This window comes from Flavobacterium sp. 11, assembly GCF_002754315.1.
Taxonomy (GTDB): Bacteria; Bacteroidota; Bacteroidia; order Flavobacteriales; family Flavobacteriaceae; genus Flavobacterium; species Flavobacterium algoritolerans.
Genome location: NZ_PEFE01000001.1, coordinates 2235892 through 2255706, shown reverse-complemented (window position 1 = coordinate 2255706; position 19815 = coordinate 2235892). Strand labels below are relative to the sequence as shown.

The 19815-nt window shown below is 35.8% G+C and carries 10 protein-coding genes; 7 read left to right on the top strand and 3 right to left on the bottom strand.

The annotated features are described in order from the left end of the window. The first annotated feature begins 79 nt into the window (after positions 1–79). The 3 genes from CLV00_RS09775 to CLV00_RS09765 all read left to right on the top strand — a co-directional run bounded on the left by CLV00_RS09775 (position 80) and on the right by CLV00_RS09765 (position 3631). Positions 80–940: a neutral zinc metallopeptidase gene (locus CLV00_RS09775; protein WP_099714992.1), complete on the top strand. Its 861-nt coding sequence runs from the start codon at positions 80–82 to the stop codon at positions 938–940. Between the two features lie 198 nt (positions 941–1138). Further along, complete coding sequence (locus CLV00_RS09770) at positions 1139–2428, top strand: DEAD/DEAH box helicase (protein WP_099714990.1); 1290 nt, start codon at positions 1139–1141, stop codon at positions 2426–2428. 369 nt (positions 2429–2797) lie between these two features. Further along, positions 2798–3631 (top strand): DUF2971 domain-containing protein, encoded by an 834-nt coding sequence (locus tag CLV00_RS09765; protein ID WP_099714989.1) that lies wholly within the window; start codon positions 2798–2800, stop codon positions 3629–3631. Between the two features lie 330 nt (positions 3632–3961). Here the strand turns inward: CLV00_RS09765 and CLV00_RS09760 are convergent, their stop codons facing one another. Both CLV00_RS09760 and CLV00_RS09755 read right to left on the bottom strand, forming a co-directional pair. Then, positions 3962–4660, bottom strand: a complete 699-nt coding sequence (locus CLV00_RS09760) for a pseudouridine synthase (RefSeq protein ID WP_099714987.1) — start codon at positions 4658–4660, stop codon at positions 3962–3964. A gap of 156 nt (positions 4661–4816) precedes the next feature. Then, complete coding sequence (locus tag CLV00_RS09755) at positions 4817–6352, bottom strand: YifB family Mg chelatase-like AAA ATPase (protein WP_099714985.1); 1536 nt, start codon at positions 6350–6352, stop codon at positions 4817–4819. Between the two features lie 232 nt (positions 6353–6584). On the opposite strand from CLV00_RS09755, the gene CLV00_RS09750 reads away from it, so the two are divergent. The 4 genes from CLV00_RS09750 (at position 6585) to CLV00_RS09735 (ending at position 13003) form a co-directional block, all read left to right on the top strand. Then, on the top strand, positions 6585–9581 hold the full coding sequence (locus CLV00_RS09750; RefSeq protein WP_099714984.1) for an amidohydrolase family protein: 2997 nt from the start codon (positions 6585–6587) through the stop codon (positions 9579–9581). Between the two features lie 70 nt (positions 9582–9651). Next, positions 9652–10959: an amidohydrolase family protein gene (locus CLV00_RS09745; RefSeq protein ID WP_099714983.1), complete on the top strand. Its 1308-nt coding sequence runs from the start codon at positions 9652–9654 to the stop codon at positions 10957–10959. Between the two features lie 9 nt (positions 10960–10968). Then, positions 10969–11346 carry a PH domain-containing protein gene (locus tag CLV00_RS09740; RefSeq protein ID WP_099714982.1) on the top strand — a complete coding sequence of 126 codons (378 nt, stop codon included), beginning with the start codon at positions 10969–10971 and terminating at the stop codon, positions 11344–11346. A 340-nt stretch (positions 11347–11686) separates the two neighbouring features. Beyond that, on the top strand, positions 11687–13003 hold the full coding sequence (locus CLV00_RS09735; RefSeq protein WP_099714980.1) for an ammonium transporter: 1317 nt from the start codon (positions 11687–11689) through the stop codon (positions 13001–13003). A 424-nt stretch (positions 13004–13427) separates the two neighbouring features. On the opposite strand, the gene CLV00_RS09730 is transcribed toward CLV00_RS09735, so the two are convergent. Beyond that, on the bottom strand, positions 13428–19463 hold the full coding sequence (locus tag CLV00_RS09730) for a T9SS type A sorting domain-containing protein (RefSeq protein WP_099714978.1): 6036 nt from the start codon (positions 19461–19463) through the stop codon (positions 13428–13430). Between the last annotated feature and the right edge of the window lie 352 nt (positions 19464–19815).

Here is a 19815-nt window from a genome sequence, read left to right as displayed (position 1 = left end):
TAAAAAAGAATATTTATCGTTTAAAATTTTATACTTTTATGTATATTCATTTTTTAACAACAACTAAAAATAACACAATATGAAATGGAGTGGTAGACGTTCAAGTGAAAATTTTGAAGACCGTAGAGGAATGTCTTCTGGGGGAAAAACAATTGTAGGAGGTGGAATTATAGGTATAATTATCTTGTTATTGAATGTTTTTGGAGGAGAAAATGCCCAAATGCTGACGCCAATTTTAGAACAAATGAATCAAGGAAATGGCGCACCTACTGAACAAAGAGCCTTAACCGCAGGGGAAATTGAAGAAGGCAAATTCATAGAAGCTATATTAGTAGATACTGAAGATGTTTGGGGGAAAATATTTCAGGAAAATAACATGCAATATGAAAGACCAAAATTAATATTATTTTCCCAAGCTGTAGAAACAGGGTGCGGTAATGCTACCTCTGATTCCGGACCTTTTTATTGTCCTGGGGATCAAAAAGTATATATGGATTTGGCTTTCTTTGAAGAACTGAAAACTAGATTTGGAGCCCAAGGAGGTGATTTTGCTACCGCTTATGTAATTGCTCACGAAATAGGACATCATGTACAAACCTTATTAGGAACTTCTGCAAAAATGAGACAAATGCAAGAAGGAAAAAGTGAAGCCGAAGCCAATAAATTATCTGTGGCTTTAGAATTACAAGCTGATTTTTATGCGGGTGTTTGGACGCATTACAATCAAAAAATGAACAATTTCTTGGAAGAAGGCGATATTGATGAAGCTTTAAGTGCGGCTCATGCGGTGGGTGATGATGCCATTCAATCTAAAATTCAAGGACATATTGTTCCTGAATCTTTTACGCATGGAACTTCGGCACAACGAAAAGCATGGTTTATGAAAGGGTATAAATCCGGTGATATCACCCAAGGAAATACTTTTGCAGATTTAGAATAAAAATTTATTTGAAAAACATTCAGATAAAAAATAGGGCAAATAGTCCTATTTTTTTGTTTCTAACAGATTAAAACGAAGAACTTTGATTTTATCTAAACAAAATCAAGCAATCAAAAGCACATCAAAAAATTAGCAGTACCTTTGCGCCCACTTAAAGAAGTAAACTAAATAATAGTGTTTGCTTCATAAACACCATTTATGTCATTCAACTCATTAGGCTTATCTGATGCTTTACTAAAAGCCATCAGCAAAAAAGGATATACAACACCTTCTCCAATACAACAAAAAGCAATTCCGCCAGTTTTAGAAGGAAAAGATGTATTAGCATCTGCACAAACAGGAACAGGTAAAACAGCCGGTTTCACACTACCCATATTACAATTGTTATCGCAAGGAAAACACTTAAGCCATAGACCTGTTCGTGCCTTAATATTGACTCCAACACGAGAATTGGCCGCACAAATACTTGCCAATATAAAAGAATACAGTGAATTCTTAGATTTACGCAGCGCAGTAATATTTGGAGGCGTAAACCAAAAACCGCAAGTTGCGCAATTGCGCCAAGGAGTTGATATTTTAGTGGCAACGCCTGGTCGATTAATCGATTTGCAAAATCAAGGTTTAATATCGCTTGCAAAAGTAGAAATCTTAGTTTTAGATGAAGCAGACCGTATGCTGGACATGGGTTTCTTACGTGACATTGAACGAATCTTGAAAGTATTGCCAACAAAAAGGCAAAACTTATTGTTTTCGGCAACATTTTCTAAAGACATCAAGAAATTGGCAATGGGTATTTTGCACAACCCAGTTCATGTTGAAGCAACCCCAGAAAATACAACCGTGGATGCTATTATCCAAAAAGTATATCCTGTTGCCAAAGAGAAAAAAACAGAACTGATCATTAAATTGATTACGGAAGGAAACTGGAAGCAGATTTTGGTTTTTACCCGTACCAAACAAGGTGCCAATAAACTGACGGAAAGCATGATTAGCGCCGGAATCAAAGCAGCTGCCATTCACGGAAATAAAGGCCAAGGCGCACGAACCAAAGCATTAGCGGGTTTCAAAGACGGAAGCCTAACCGCTTTAGTCGCCACTGATATTGCAGCGCGAGGATTAGATATTCCGTTATTACCGCACGTGGTTAATTTTGAATTGCCTAATATTCCCGAAGATTACGTTCACCGAATTGGTAGAACAGGAAGAGCCGGAGCAAGTGGAGAAGCTATTTCGTTATTCAGTCCGGACGAAACTGTCTTTTTACGTGATATAGAAAAATTGGTAGGCTTGAAATTACCAATAGAAAATATCAAAGGTTTTGAGCCAGACCCTAACGCTTCCAAAGAACCGATTAAACAAGGGCAAGGAAGACAACAGCGCGATTCAACTCCGCGAAAACCAAAAACAGACACCTCAAACCGAAGCAGCAATAACAGTTTTGGCCCAAGACGCCCGAGTCAAAATAATGACCGACGCTCTAATAGATAATTAATTTTTATTGTTTTTTAGGAGCAGAATAAGTTCGTTTCTTAAGAACGTATTTCCCGCTATACATTACAAACCTTCTTAGGGCTGAACACCAGCCCTAAGAAGGTTTTTCATTTCAAACGAAGTTCACTGAACTCCACTTAAAATAAAAGCTAAGTGAAGTAATCGGGGCTATTTAGAGCGTTTTTACTTTCATAATACCATTTTGTAAGTTCAAAGAGCTAGATGAATTGTAAGAAAAAATCAATATATTTGAAGTAAATAGTATGAACGTTGTCATACCCATCTATCCTAAATTGGGTGGCTTGGTATGATTTTGTCATACATGTAAACTAGTTAGTGGCTATATTAACGTAGAAAAAATAACTTATGACAGAAATTGTATATAAATTTTTACCAAAAGAACGAATAGCATATTTAGATGATGAGCTTCTAAGAATAACTCAACCTGCCGAATTAAATGATCCTTTTGAATTTCTGCCTGCCATACCTACGATAGATGATTTTCTTGAAATACTTAAAAAAATCTACACTGAAAACATTGCATTGATTGAAAAATCTCAACTTGAAAAATCTAAAAAGTTCGAGTTGAAAAACGTTCAACTAGGAGAATATAAAACGCAAGTTAAAAAGTTGAAAAATAATGACGTAGGAAATGTAAAAACACACTTTCTTGAAAACGCAATTAAAAATCTCAACACCCATTTAGGTATTCTTTCTTTGACAAGAAGATGGGATAGTACGTTAATGTGGGCACATTACACAAATTCACATAAAGGCCTTTGCATTGGTTTTAATTCACAAGATCCTTACTTTAGTCTATATAAGAAAATAGCAAACGTAGAAAAAATATTTATGCCTGTAATTTATAGTGATGCAAGAATTAAAGTTCCACTTGAAAAAGGCGTTTCAATTGACTTTCAAGTTGTATTATCAAAATCCAAAGATTGGGAATACGAAGAAGAAGAGAGACTTTTAGTTATGCTTAGACAAGCGGATAAAGTAATATCAACCAAACCATATGACATTTGTCTTTATAAAGTGCCACATACTTTGATTAAAGAAATAATAGTCGGTGTAAATTTTCCAAATGACGAATTTGAAAACGTCAAAAACTTTTGTTTTGAAAATGATATAGAGCTTTATAAATGCAAAATATCGGAAGAGAAATATGATATGGAAAGAGAAAAATACAGCCACTAACACACGCTACAATCAATTTGGGGATTTGGCTTAATGGAAAAATTGGTTTGTATTTGGAAGATTTGGCAAATCCGAAAATTAACGCTGATTTAATCCTAAACTGCTTGTAGAGCGGGAACGTTAGGCGTAATATTTAACAAAGTAAACTTAATAAACAATAATTAACGAAAATATGGAATATCCCCCCGCTGCCGCACGAATCCTTTCGTGTGGCACATTGTCGATTTAGCAGAGATAAATATCTGAAATCTAAATAGTTGATAAAAAATATAAAATCTGTTGTTTCCAAATACAACAATAATGTAAAGCATTACTTTACAAATTAGTATTCTATTCATAGGTATTCAAATCTAGTTTAAGAATAGTACCTACTCTACTAAACTCTTCATTAATCTTTGCATTCAAGATAAGTGGTTCATTTGTTATGGGATGATTAAAAATTAACTGATGTGCATGAAGCATCATTCCTTTCAGTTCAAAATTTTCCAACCATAATTTATTTTGTTTGTTACAACCATGTGGCCGACTTCCTAAAATGGGATGAAAAATATGTTTAAAATGTTTTCGTAATTGATGCATACGTCCCGTTTCAGGAATCGCTTCTACCAAACAATATCGTGACGTTGGTTTATTGTTAAATTCTAACTCAATTTGGGTAGTTTGCAATCGATGAAAGTAGGTTATTGCATTTTGTATAATGCCATCATCATTGGTTAAATCATAATCAATCGTTAGTTCTTCGGGTGACCAACCACGTAAAATTGCTAAATACTTTTTTTCGACTTCGCGTGTGGCAAAACGATCATTCATAATTTTTAAAACGTCCTTGTCCAACGCAAATAACAAGACACCAGATGTTTTGCGATCTAACCGATGAATAGGATAAACATGTTGCCCTCCTATTTGATTTCTCAATTCTTGAATCGCATAAACTTTTGCATCACGCGCATAAAATGATTTGTGGACCAGCAATCCACTTGGTTTATTAATTGCAATAATATATTCGTCTTGGTACAGAATTTCTAACATTTGGCAAAAATAAAAGAGATTCCTATCGAAATCTCTTTTTTGACGTATTTATTTCTATACTTTTCTTTTTTCCCCGCTAGCGCGAGCGTATTCTCAATTTTGCAGCTGTTAAATATCTAAAATCAAATATCGTTAATCAAAAACCTGAAATCTATTTTAGCCCAACCAACCATCTCTATCCAAACTTCTATACTGAATTGCCTCTGCAATATGGCTCGAAATTACTGTAGGAGCTGCGTCCAAATCGGCGATTGTTCTGGCTACTTTCAAAATACGATCGTAGGCCCTAGCGGAAAGATTCAATCGTTCCATGGCCGTTTTTAGTAATTGCTTGGAAACATCGTCCAAGGCACAATATTCCCGAATGTGTTTGGTATTCATTTGCGCATTGTAATGGATGTTTTCCATTTGCTCAAAGCGTTCGGTTTGAATTTCACGAGCTGAAGTCACTCTTTTTCGAATGTCAACACTGCTCTCTGCTTTTTGGTCATCAGATAATTTTTCAAAAGGAACTGGAGTTACTTCGATATGAATATCAATTCTATCCAATAAAGGTCCTGAAATCTTACTCAGATACCGTTGCATTTCGTGAGGCGAAGAAGTTTGTGGAGAATCAGGATCATTGAAGAAACCACTTGGACTCGGATTCATACTCGCTACCAACATAAACGAGGAAGGATAAGTAACCGTAAACTTAGCTCTGGAAATTGTCACTTCTCTATCTTCCAAAGGTTGACGCATTACTTCCAAAACATCTCTCTTAAATTCCGGCAACTCATCCAGAAACAAGACCCCGTTATGCGCCATAGAAATTTCGCCGGGCTGTGGATAACTTCCTCCTCCAACAAGCGCCACATTCGAAATAGTATGATGAGGACTTCGAAACGGACGTTGATTCATCAACCCTACTTCCTTTAATTTTCCGGCAACACTATGAATTTTAGTTGTTTCTAACGCTTCACGCAAGGTCATCGGCGGTAAAATACTGGGTAATCGTTTGGCTAACATTGTTTTTCCTGCACCTGGTGGACCAATCAAAATAATATTATGTCCGCCGGCTGCTGCAATTTCCATGCAACGCTTGATACTTTCTTGTCCTTTAACATCACTAAAATCGAATTCTGGAAAATCTAATGTTTTATAAAATTCGGCTCTGGTATCAATTGTTGTTGGTTCCAGCGTTCCTTTTCCTTCGAGGAAATCAATAACTTCCTGTACATTTTCGATTCCATATACATCTAAACCAGCCACAATCGCCGCTTCTTTTACATTTTGCTTTGGAAGAAAAAAGCCTTTAAAACCTTCTTCTTTGGCTTTTATGGCAATTGGCAAAGCACCACGTATCGGCTGAAGGCTCCCATCAAGGGAAAGTTCTCCCATAATGATGTATTTATCAATATCCTCTGCTTTGATTTGCCCGGATGCTACTAAAATTCCAATTGTTAAAGTCAAATCATACGCAGAACCTTCCTTGCGCAAATCAGCAGGCGCCATATTGATGGTAATTTTTTTTCCCGGCATGGCGTATCCATTATTTTTGAGTGCCGCCGCAATACGATAACTACTTTCTTTGATAGCATTGTCTGGCAAGCCAACTAAATGATATCCAATACCTTTATCAATATTTACCTCTACGGTAATTGTTGTGGCTTCCACTCCAAAAACAGCACTACCAAAAACTTTAACTAGCATATTTACTTATTTGATTCTAAAATTAGCTAAACATTTTTTAATTATTATAATTATTCCTACAAAATTTAAAAATGATACAGAATAGTAGAAAATTATGTCAAAATAATTAGAATAATATTACGGAGTCGCTCGATTTGTTTTTTTTCTTCAAAAAACAAATGTTAAAATCTAAAAAAAATAATGCTTAACATATTCCTTTTTTTACTTTTAGAGAATAATTAGAAACTATACTATGAAAAAAATCTTACTTCTACTGTATTTCAGTGTTTTATTACCAAAAACCTACGCACAAGAGTACTTTCCCAATAATGAAAGTGTTCAAAACAAAAACACCAATTTTACCGCTTTTACAAATGCAAAAATTTATGTTACACCAACACAAATTATTGAAAAAGGGACTTTATTAATCCAAAACGGAAAAGTTATTGGTGCAGGAAATAACATCGCTATTCCTAAAAACTGCATGACAATTAACTTAGAAGGAAAATCAATTTACCCTTCCTTTATTGATATGTACACCAGTTTTGGAATCGAAAAACCAAAAGGAATCAGCAGTACTGAAAGAAATCCTTTGTATGACACCAAAAAAACAGGGCATTACTGGAATGAAAGTATTCGTTCAGAAGTAAATGGATATGAAAGCTTTAAATACGACCAAACGAAAGCCGAAGAATTATTGAAAGCAGGATTTGGTATCGTAGGAACTCACGTTCAAGACGGAATTGCTCGCGGATCAGGAACACTGATTGCCTTGAATAATTTTGAAAAAAGCAATCAATTATTATCTGATAAAGTAACCAATCATTTTGCATTTACTAAAAGTGCCACAACAAATCAAGCCTATCCAAGTTCTTTGATGGGAATGATGGCATTACTTCGTCAAATGTATTTAGATTTGGATTGGTACAAAAAAGGAAACGCCACAACCAAAGATTTATCCTTGGAAGCCTTATCCAATAATGAAAAACTAGTTCAAATATTTGCTTCAGAAGACAAATTAAACAGTTTGAGAGCTTCCAAAATAGCGAAAGAATTTGGTTTAAATTACATCTTGAAAGGAAACGGAAATGAATTTGAACGAATTGAAGAAATCAAAAAAACAAATTCGAAATTTATTATTCCAATCAATTTCCCGGAAGCTTATGATGTTTCTGACCCAAACCAAGCCAATCAAATGGAATTGAAAGATTTGCGTTTTTGGAATCAAGCACCAACCAATCTTAAAGTTTTATCTGATAATGGAATTGTTTTCGCTTTGACGACTGACAAGTTAAAAAAGCTGGAAGATTTTAGACCGAACCTATTAAGAGCCATTAAATACGGATTTGATAAAACGAAAGCATTAGAAGCTTTGACAACTATTCCTGCTTCAATTTTAGGAAAAAGCAATGAAATAGGAAGTTTGAAAACAGGAAGTTTAGCCAATTTTATAATTGCATCCGGTGAGATTTTCAATGAAAAAACAATATTATATGAAAACTGGATTCAAGGGAACAAATTTGTAATTAACGATATTACAATTAAAGATATTCGTGGAAATTATGATTTAACCATTAACACTGAAAAATACAAATGGAAGATTGATGGCGAAGTTTCAGCACCAAAATCTGAAATAACAACTGTTGACAACAAAAAAATAAAATCGAAACTTACTTTTACCAATAACTGGATTTCAACGGTAATCAAACCTATCGATTCTACTAAAACCAGCTTCACAAGATTAATTGGATATGTTGAAGACAATCAGACTCTTTCAGGAAAAGCGGTTTTATTCAATGGAAATGAAGTGAAATGGTCAGCAATAAAAACAGCTCCTTTTGTAAAAGCTATCGATTCCTCAAAAATTGAAAAGAACAATGCAATTATGCCTACAACATTTCCAAATGTTGCTTATGGTAATTTGAAAAAACCAACTACACAAACACTTTTATTTAAAAATGCTACCGTTTGGACCAATGAAAAAGACGGTATTTTAGTAGAAACTGACGTATTGGTCAAAAACGGAAAAATTGCCTCTATTGGAAAAAATATTGCTGACGCTTCAGCAACAATTATTGATGCGAAAGGCAAACATTTAACCAGCGGAATTATTGATGAGCATTCTCATATTGCAATTTCTAATGGTGTAAATGAAGGCGGACACAATTCCAGTGCCGAAGTAACCATCCAAGATGTAGTAAATTCTGAAGACATTAATATATACAGAGATTTAGCCGGTGGAGTTACCATTTCTCAATTATTACACGGTTCAGCAAATCCAATAGGTGGACGTTCTGCAATTGTAAAATGGAAATGGGGCGCTTCTGCAGAAGAGATGCTTTACAAAGATCAACCTGGTTTTATCAAGTTTGCTTTGGGAGAAAATGTAAAACAAGCAAACTGGGGAATCACTAATCCTACTCGTTTTCCTCAAACCAGAATGGGTGTGGAACAAGTTTTTACAGATTACTTTCAACGTGCTAAAGAATACGATACCGCTTGGAAAAATTACAATGCAACTGGTAAAAAAGCAAAAGCGAAAGCTCCAAGAGTGGATTTAGAACTACAAACATTAGCTGAAATATTAAATAAAGAGCGTTTCATTACTTGTCACTCTTATGTACAATCGGAAATTTTGATGTTAATGAATGTAGCTGATAAATTTAATTTTAAAGTAAATACATATACCCATATTCTTGAAGGATATAAAGTTGCCGATAAAATGAAAGAGCATGGTGTAGGAGCCTCAACTTTCTCAGATTGGTGGGCTTATAAATTTGAAGTAAATGATGCCATTCCTTTCAATGGACCTATTATGCACAATGCTGGACTTGTGGTAGCCTACAACTCTGATGATGCTGAAATGTCAAGAAGATTGAATCAAGAAGCAGCAAAAGCAGTAAAATATGGTAATATTTCAGAAGAAGACGCATGGAAATTTGTAACCTTGAATCCTGCTAAATTATTACATATCGATGATAAAGTAGGAAGTATAAAAGTAGGTAAAGATGCTGATATTGTATTGTGGAATGCCAATCCGTTATCTATTTATGCAAAAGCTGAAAAAACGTTAATCGAAGGTGTAGTCTATTATGATGCTCAAAAAGATGCAGAACAAAGAGTAGCTATTGCTAAAGAACGAAATGAGTTGATTGGTCAATTATTGCAAGAGAAAAATAAAGGGATGATCACTCAAGAACCTAAAAAAACAGAGAAAAAAGAATACCACTGTGATACTATGGAAGAATAGCGGAATAATTTGAATTTCAAAAAACCGAGCTTTTACAAAAAAGCAAAGCAATTTTTAAAAATATATAAATATGATTAGTAAAAAAATATATCTTTTAGTGTTAGTCTGTAGCATCTCAATACTTGCAAGAGCACAACAAACACCAGCCGTTAAGCAATCAAAATCTATTTTGATTCTTAATGCTACGGCACATTTAGGAAATGGAGAAATAATCGAGAACAGCGCAATAGGATTCGTTGACGGAAAAATTAATTTGGTAGCAGATGCCAGAGTGATTCGGCTTGCAGAAGGCGCGTATGATCTCACTATTGACGCCGCAGGAAAACATGTTTATCCCGGCTTTATTGCCCCAAATTCAACACTGGGTTTAGTAGAAATTGACGCCGTAAAATCTTCTGATGATGAAGACGAGATTGGGACCATGAACCCTAATGTTAGAAGTATTATTGCCTATACGGCTGACTCTAAAGTAATAGAAACTGTTAGACCAAACGGCATTTTGATGGCTCAAATCACACCACGTGGCGGAACAATATCTGGTTCTTCATCAATTGTTCAACTGGATGCTTGGAACTGGAAAGATGCACTTATAAAAGAAAATGATGGAATTCATGTTAACTTCCCTACTACTTTTAGAAGATCAGGTTCCCGATTTGAACCAGGAGGTATTGAAACCAATAAGGATTATGCAAAACAAGTTTTAGAGCTGTCTGCTTTTTTAGCTAATGCCAAAGCCTATTTAGGGGATGGTTCAAAAGATCGAAATTTGGTTTTAGAATCTACTAAAGGATTGTTTGATGGAAGCCAAACATTATTTATTCATGCCGATGAAGAAAAACAAATTATCGATGCAGTACAATTTGCAAAAGAAAATGGAGTTAAGAAAATGGTAATTGTTGGTGGATACGAAGCCTACAAAACAGCCGAATTATTGCAAAAAAATAATATTGGCGTATTACTTAAACGAGTTCATGAAATGCCAGAAAATGATGATGATGATATTGACTTACCATACAAATCAGCTAAATTATTGACAGACAAAGGTGTTATGGTAGGCTTAGAAAATAGTGGTGCACATGAAAGAATGAACACTAGAAACTTACCGTTTTTAGCGGGAACATGTGCTGCATATGGTCTAGACAAAGAGCAAGCTTTGCAATTAATAACATCAAATACTGCCAAAATATTGGGAATTGATGCTCAATGTGGCACCTTAGAGCAAGGAAAAGATGCTACTTTATTTATATCCGAAGGTGATGCTTTAGACATGAGAACCAATAAATTGACCAATGCTTTTATTCAAGGAAGAACGATTAGTCTGGAAACGCATCAAACAAAGCTGAACGAAAGATATAAAACAAAATACAATCAAAAATAAATTAAAATAATGGGACTATTTAATGCCATCTTAGGCAATGCATCTGAAGTAAACATTGAAAATGTTTCAAAAGAATTTGAGCCAATCTTAATTGATGGAGAAATAATTGAGAAAGCATTCAAACTCATCCGTGACATGTTTGTTTTTACTAATAAAAGGCTGATTTTAGTCGAAAAACAATTGGTTGGAACCAAAGCTGATTATGTATCAATCCCCTATTCCAGCATCAAGAAATTCTCTAAAGAAAGTGCCGGTATAATGGATTTGGATGCAGAATTAAAAATTTGGTTAAACAACGATAATACACCAATTGTCAAACAATTTGGTAAAGGAGGAAACAACATCAATGAAGTGTATAAAATTCTAAGCCAACATCTTTTAAAATAAAGACATAATTCATTAACTTTAACTTTAAAAAATTGCATCAATTGTATTCATTTCGATTGGTGCATTTTTTTTAATGATATTCAACTTTTAGTATAAAAAACAGAAGCGTTAGGATATAGACTTACTAATTCTTAAAATAATTGTTATATTATCTCCTAAAAAGATAATTTCTCTTAACCTTACTTTAACAAATTGCAAATTTTAACTTTAAATTATAATATACCCATAATGAAATAGGGTCTAGATTAAAAAAATGACAAAAATAAAACATTAAGTCATATTTTTAAAGGGGCTTATTAATGATTTTTATATTTTTATCGAAATTTAAAACTAAAAAACAATGCGAAAAATTATTTTAAGTGTGATATTAATCACGATTTTGGTATTAACCCTTTGTTCAAATTATTTCATAATTGACAGCCCTGCTCCAACAGAAGCTGTAAAATTTGATACCGGCGACACAGCTTGGATGATTGTTGCAACTGCACTTGTATTGATAATGACACCAGGTCTTGGTTTTTTCTACGGGGGAATGGTAGGAAAAAAGAATGTCATCAGTACTATGCTTCAAAGTTTTATGGCAATGATAATTGTTACTGTTTTATGGGTAGTTGTTGCCTTTGGTTTATCATTTGGTCCTACAATAGGAGGAATAATTGGTAATCCGTTACCTAATTTGTTTTTTCAAGGTGTTAATACAAATACCGCATGGAGTCTTGCTCCTACAATACCTTTTATGTTGTTTGCTTTATTTCAAGCAAAATTTGCAATCATTACACCTGCCTTAATAACAGGAGCTTTTGCAGAAAGAATTCGTTTCTGGGCTTACCTATTATTTATGGTATTATTCATATTACTTGTTTATGCTCCATTAGCACACATGACTTGGCATCCAGATGGTGTTTTCTTTAAAATGGGAGTATTAGATTTCGCTGGAGGAACTGTAGTTCACATGAGCGCTGGATGGGCTGCACTAGCCGGAGCAATTTTCTTAGGAAAAAGAAAAATACAAAAAGTTAACCCTGCACGTATTACTTACGTATTGTTAGGTACTGGTTTATTATGGTTTGGATGGTTTGGTTTCAATGCAGGTTCAGCATTAGGATCTAATGGTTTAGCTGTACAAGCATTAGGTACAACAACTGTAGCTGCTGCTGCTGCTGGAATGGCTTGGGTATTTCTTGATAAAATTCTTGGACACAAACTTTCTGCAATGGGAGCATGTATTGGTGCTGTTGTAGGTTTAGTAGCTATTACGCCTGCTGCAGGTTTTGTAACTATTCCTCATGCAATGTTCATCGGTATATTTGCCAGTATTGTTAGTAATCTAGTGGTTAGTAAATTCCCTAAAGGTAAAATTGATGATGCTTTAGATGTATTTGCTTGTCACGGTGTTGGTGGTATGGTTGGTATGCTATTAACAGGTGTATTCGCTTCTAAAACTGTTAACTCAGTAGTAGGAGACAACCAAGGACTTATCTTTGGTGATGCTACATTATTTTTAAATCAATTAACTGCTTTAGTTATAGTTTCAGTATTTGCATTTTCAGCATCTTATTTCCTTTTCTTTATTGTAAATAAAATAACTCCACTAAGAGTAAGTGAAGAAAAAGAAGAATTAGGTTTAGATATTTCTCAACACGGTGAGTTTCTATAAATCGATTTTTATACAATAAACTAAAAAACACTCTGAGCATTCAGAGTGTTTTTTTTTTGCTTAAAATCAAAGAAACATATTGAATTTCTTTTCCATCTTCAAACTTTATTTTACCATTAAGTAAAACATGTATGGTTTTCTAATAAAACGAAACATCTCTCTTATTTACCTTAATAAAATCTATCCATTACAAACAGTAGACTCCATTACAAACAAGTTCATTTAGGCTTTCAATGTATTAATTACTTCAATAGAAATTGAATTGAAATCATTTCATTGGAACCTTAGACGTAACCATTAAATATTATAAATTTCCTTTTTCAAAGAACTAAAATTCTAAAAACAATAAAATTAGTATATAAAAAAACTCCATCCCAATTAATATTGAAATGGAGTTAATTTAAACCTGTAATTAAAATGAGCTTTATTGTTTTATCAGTCTCACTGTTTTTTGTTGAGTACCCTGATTGATAATCGCAATATACGAACCTGATGAAAGCTCTTCACCAAACTTGATTTCTTTGCTATCACTATTTTGAATATGTTTCACCATTCTTCCTAATATATCATATACAATCACTTCTGTTTTTTCATTGGTACCGCCTTTTATGTCAATAATAAAATATTGCGCAGAAGGGTTTGGATATGCTGTTATAGCGAATGGCACAATTTCTGGGGTTTTCTCAACAATTACCACTTTTGCAGCTCCATTTTTCTTCACTTCATGTATTACTATAGAACCACCACCAATTGCTGTTGTTGCATCGGCATTATCCGCAGCACCAGTCTGATTATCATATACAACCCCTGCTCCATTCCAGATTTTTATTCTAAATTTATCTGTTACACCAGCTGATTTCTTTTCACCATCTATTGCAGATACCATAAAGCTATAGCCTGGAACTCCGTTTATAGTTCCTTTGCCTTTGTATGTAGCTTGTGCTCCTGCAATTACTAGTGACATTGCATCATGCGAACTACTTTTGAAGTTAAGATTTCCAGTCTGAAATTGAAACTCTGTATTTCCATCCACCTCATTGTTTCCTTTTTTGTATTTGGCTACAAATCCAAAGTTTGCTTTTCCTGCAAGAGTTAAAGTTGTTGCGTTTAAAGCATAAGCACCAGCCGGAGACATAATCCATCCTCCACCAGTTACAAATCCTCCATTAGGATCATATACAGGTAAGTAGGCTACTGATGAAGTACACCCAGTACCAGCTGTAGCGGTTATCAAATACACATCTACTGGCAAGTTAATTGGTGAGCTAATAGCTAAACCACCTACAATCGTTACTGCCTGATAAGTAGTTATGCCATTAGCACTACCATTATCAACTGTAAATAAAACTGTTACGCCTTCAGCTGGAGGAGAAACGGTAGCACGAAGTGTAACGGGCGAACCTAATGCAACAGGAGTACTACTTGCGCTGGCATCAATTGTAACGCAAGTAATAGTTAGATTTGATGCAATATAAGTTAATTGATAATTTGCACTCAAACTTACTGTACCTTGGTTGATTTGATAAATTCCACTACTTTCACCTACAATTCTTGAAAGACTTCCCGTAAAAGCATCAACTGAAGTATTTGCTGCTAATGCTGTATTAACTACAAGTGTACCATTTACTTGGTAAGTCAACGGAGGATCAACTTGTCCGCTATACTTATATTTAGGATCAGCTGTGATGGTGATTGCACGCTTGCTAATAGCATTATTAACAGTTCCGCTGGTTGCAGCGTAGTTATTATTACCTGCAAAACTCCAAACATCTCCATTATAAGTAGCGGCATTGATATGCGTAGTTGCGCTTACATTCATTAACGTTGTAAGATCCACAGGAATTGCTTCTACTCCGACTGCTGTAAATGTAGCCGTATGAGGATTTCCGTCATAAGTAACATTGTAAGGCGCTACTGTAATATTCGCAATTGCTTTATTGATTACTATTGCCACACTTCCGGATTCATCCATATAATTTATTCCTCCTTCGAAAGTCCAGTTTGCTGTACCTCCGGGAACATTGGTAAATGTTGCTCCTAAGCTTAATCCTGAACTTAAGTTGTCTGAACCAATTCCTGTAGCACTTCCTGTAGCTCCGTGTGCCAATCCATCGTATGTCCCTGTATAACCTGTTACAGTTACCAAAGCATCTGCTTGTGATATGACAATTTCAACACTTCCGGATTCATCTAGATAATTTGTTCCACCTTCGAAAGTCCAGTCTGCTGTACCTCCGGGAACATCGGTAAATGTTGCTCCTAAGCTTAATCCTGAACTTAAGTTCTCTGAACCAATTCCTGTAGCACTTCCTGTAGCTCCATGTGCCAATCCATCGTATGTTCCTGTATAACCTGTTACGTTTACAACTGCATTTGCTTGTGATATGATAATTTCAACACTTCCGGATTCATCCATATAATTTGTTCCGCCTTCGAAAGTCCAGTTTGCTGTACCTCCGGGAACATTGGTAAATGTTGCTCCTAAGCTTAATCCTAAACTTAAGTTGTCTGAACCAATTCCTGTAGCACTTCCTGTAGCTCCATGTGCCAATCCATCGTATGTTCCTGTATAACCTGTTACAGTTACAAAAGCATCTGCTTGTGATATGATAATTTCAACACTTCCGGATTCATCCATATAATTTGTTCCGCCTTCGAAAGTCCAGTTTGCTATACCTCCGGGAACATCGGTAAATGTTGCTCCTAAGCTTAATCCTGAACCTATGTTTACTAAACCAATTCCTGTAGCACTTCCTGTAGCTCCGTGTGCCAATCCATCGTATGTCCCTGTATAACCTGTTACAGTTACCAAAGCATCTGCTTGTGATATGACAATTTCAACACTTCCGGATTCATCTAGATAATTTGTTCCACCTTCGAAAGTCCAGTCTGCTGTACCTCCGGGAACATCGGTAAATGTTGCTCCTAAGCTTAATCCTGAACTTAAGTTCTCTGAACCAATTCCTGTAGCACTTCCTGTAGCTCCATGTGCCAATCCATCGTATGTTCCTGTATAACCTGTTACGTTTACAACTGCATTTGCTTGTGATATGATAATTTCAACACTTCCGGATTCATCCATATAATTTGTTCCGCCTTCGAAAGTCCAGTTTGCCGTTCCTCCGGGAACATTGGTAAATGTTGCTCCTAAGCTTAATCCTGAACTTAAGTTGTCTGAACCAATTCCCGTAGCACTTCCTGTAGCTCCGTGTGCCAATCCATCGTATGTCCCTGTATAACCTGTTACAGTTACCAAAGCATCTGCTTGTGATATGACAATTTCAACACTTCCGGATTCATCTAGATAATTTGTTCCACCTTCGAAAGTCCAGTCTGCTGTACCTCCGGGAACATCGGTAAATGTTGCTCCTAAGCTTAATCCTGAACTTAAGTTCTCTGAACCAATTCCTGTAGCACTTCCTGTAGCTCCATGTGCCAATCCATCGTATGTTCCTGTATAACCTGTTACGTTTACAACTGCATTTGCTTGTGATATGATAATTTCAACACTTCCGGATTCATCCATATAATTTGTTCCGCCTTCGAAAGTCCAGTTTGCCGTTCCTCCGGGAACATTGGTAAATGTTGCTCCTAAGCTTAATCCTGAACTTAAGTTGTCTGAACCAATTCCCGTAGCACTTCCTGTAGCTCCGTATGCCAATCCATCGTATGTCCCTGTATAACCTGTTACGTTTACAACTGCATTTGCTTGTGATATGATAATTCCAACACTTCCGGATTCATCCATATAATTTGTTCCGCCTTCGAAAGTCCAGTCTGCTGTACCTCCGGGAACATTGGTAAATGTTGCTCCTAAGCTTAATCCTGAACTTAAGTTCTCTGAACCAATTCCTGTAGCACTTCCTGTGGCTCCGTGTGCCAATCCATCGTATGTTCCTGTATAACCTGTTACAGTTACCAAGGCATCCGCTTGTGATATGATAATTTCAACACTTCCGGATTCATCCATATAATTTGTTCCGCCTTCGAAAGTCCAGTTTGCCGTTCCTCCGGGAACATTGGTAAATGTTGCTCCTAAGCTTAATCCTGAACTTAAGTTGTCTGAACCAATTCCCGTAGCACTTCCTGTAGCTCCGTGTGCCAATCCATCGTATGTTCCTGTATAACCTGTTACGTTTACAACTGCATTTGCTTGTGATATGATAATTTCAACACTTCCGGATTCATCCATATAATTTGTTCCGCCTTCGAAAGTCCAGTTTGCCGTTCCTCCGGGAACATTGGTAAATGTTGCTCCTAAGCTTAATCCTGAACTTAAGTTGTCTGAACCAATTCCCGTAGCACTTCCTGTAGCTCCGTGTGCCAATCCATCGTATGTCCCTGTATAACCTGTTACAGTTACCAAAGCATCTGCTTGTGATATGACAATTTCAACACTTCCGGATTCATCTAGATAATTTGTTCCACCTTCGAAAGTCCAGTCTGCTGTACCTCCGGGAACATCGGTAAATGTTGCTCCTAAGCTTAATCCTGAACTTAAGTTCTCTGAACCAATTCCTGTAGCACTTCCTGTAGCTCCATGTGCCAATCCATCGTATGTTCCTGTATAACCTGTTACGTTTACAACTGCATTTGCTTGTGATATGATAATTTCAACACTTCCGGATTCATCCATATAATTTGTTCCGCCTTCGAAAGTCCAGTTTGCCGTTCCTCCGGGAACATTGGTAAATGTTGCTCCTAAGCTTAATCCTGAACTTAAGTTGTCTGAACCAATTCCCGTAGCACTTCCTGTAGCTCCGTGTGCCAATCCATCGTATGTCCCTGTATAACCTGTTACGTTTACAACTGCATTTGCTTGTGATATGATAATTCCAACACTTCCGGATTCATCCATATAATTTGTTCCGCCTTCGAAAGTCCAGTCTGCTGTACCTCCGGGAACATTGGTAAATGTTGCTCCTAAGCTTAATCCTGAACTTAAGTTCTCTGAACCAATTCCTGTAGCACTTCCTGTGGCTCCGTGTGCCAATCCATCGTATGTTCCTGTATAACCTGTTACAGTTACCAAGGCATCCGCTTGTGATATGATAATTTCAACACTTCCGGATTCATCCATATAATTTGTTCCGCCTTCGAAAGTCCAGTTTGCCGTTCCTCCGGGAACATTGGTAAATGTTGCTCCTAAGCTTAATCCTGAACTTAAGTTGTCTGAACCAATTCCCGTAGCACTTCCTGTAGCTCCGTGTGCCAATCCATCGTATGTTCCTGTATAACCTGTTACGTTTACAACTGCATTTGCTTTAGTTATTGTCACTGAGACTAATGTTCTAGTTGCACTTACACAACCAGTAGTTATATTTCTAGCTTCTGCATAAGCTGAATATACGCCAACATTTGTTCCTGATGGAGCACTTGTTGGATTCCCTCCTGATAAAGTAGTGTACCAGTCAATAGTCTCTCCAGCACCAGCGATAGCTGAACCAACATGTGGTAAACCATCATACGCTCCACTATAATTTCCAGCATTTGGTGCTACAGGTAATGCATTTACCGTAACATCAATTTTTGCTCTAGGACTTTCACAACCTACTGTTTGGCTTACGTAATAACTTGTGGTTCCAGACAAAGAAGTTGTTGGTGTCGGCGCAGTAACGTTGCCTATTCCTCCTGTTGCAACTGTATACCATAACAAATTGCTACCTGTTGCTGTTAGAGCATTTGCTGTCGCTCCTTGGCAATAATTAACAGGACTTGATATTGTTGGAGCTGAAGGTTGGGTACATTGAGCTGAAGACACAATTAACCTTCCACTCTCTGTATCAGAAGTTACACCATTAACGTGTGGAGTTGAAGCAGTAACATTAAATATCTGTCCTGGAGATAATATAACCGGAGTATTTATCCCAGTAGTTAATGTTAAAGTGAATTGAGCAGTATTATTTCCATTTATAGAAATACTTTGTGGACTGAAAAGCACTCCAGTAGGCAATCCTGTAACATTTAATGTAATAATAGCTGTATTATTATTATTCGCGACTATTTTTATAGAACTAGCATAATTGACCTGAGTTACATTTCCTGATGTAGGTATAATTGACTGCACACCAATAGTAAGTTCAGACAATTGACCATCCGTAAAATTCCTTGTTGCAATTAATCCTGAGGTTTGTCCTGTTGCTGTTAGCAAAAAGGCGACTCCAATATGGTTGATTTTTATTAAAAATTGATTGTTATAAATATTACCGCTGGAGTCAGCTACAGCAGTCATGTCATGCGGAAGAAGACATGTTGCCGGCTTAGGTGTTTCATCAAAATGCAATGTTACGGTCTCGCCCGGTGTCCATCCTGTTCCAGTAATAATTACATACTCTCCGGGACCATAATCATCCTTGTCGGTAGTTACCGTTGCTTGACCAAAAGCAACACTTGCAAAAAATAAATTTGCAGCAAGAAAAACAATCGTTAAAAAATGTGATTTGAGTAGAAATGTTTTCATATTTATTTAATTTAAGTAATAAAATAACGGATATTATACGCCTAACTATAAAATGCAGAACCAATAGAATATGTCCCTAATAGCCAAAGTTTTTTAATAAAAAGCATCATTACAATTGTCTAATTTTCAAAAACTTAAACACTAAATTATATAATTAAGAATACATTAATCTTATTTTTAATACATTTTCGATTAAAGGAATAAAAAAAACTACCAACTACATCTTTTATATTTTTTTAGAAGAAATAAAAAAAATAATTAAAAAAACAGTGCCCTTTTATGACTGTTTTCTGTTTCAATTAATAAAATTTGATGAAACAAATTACAGCAAATCACTTTAGAATTATAAATA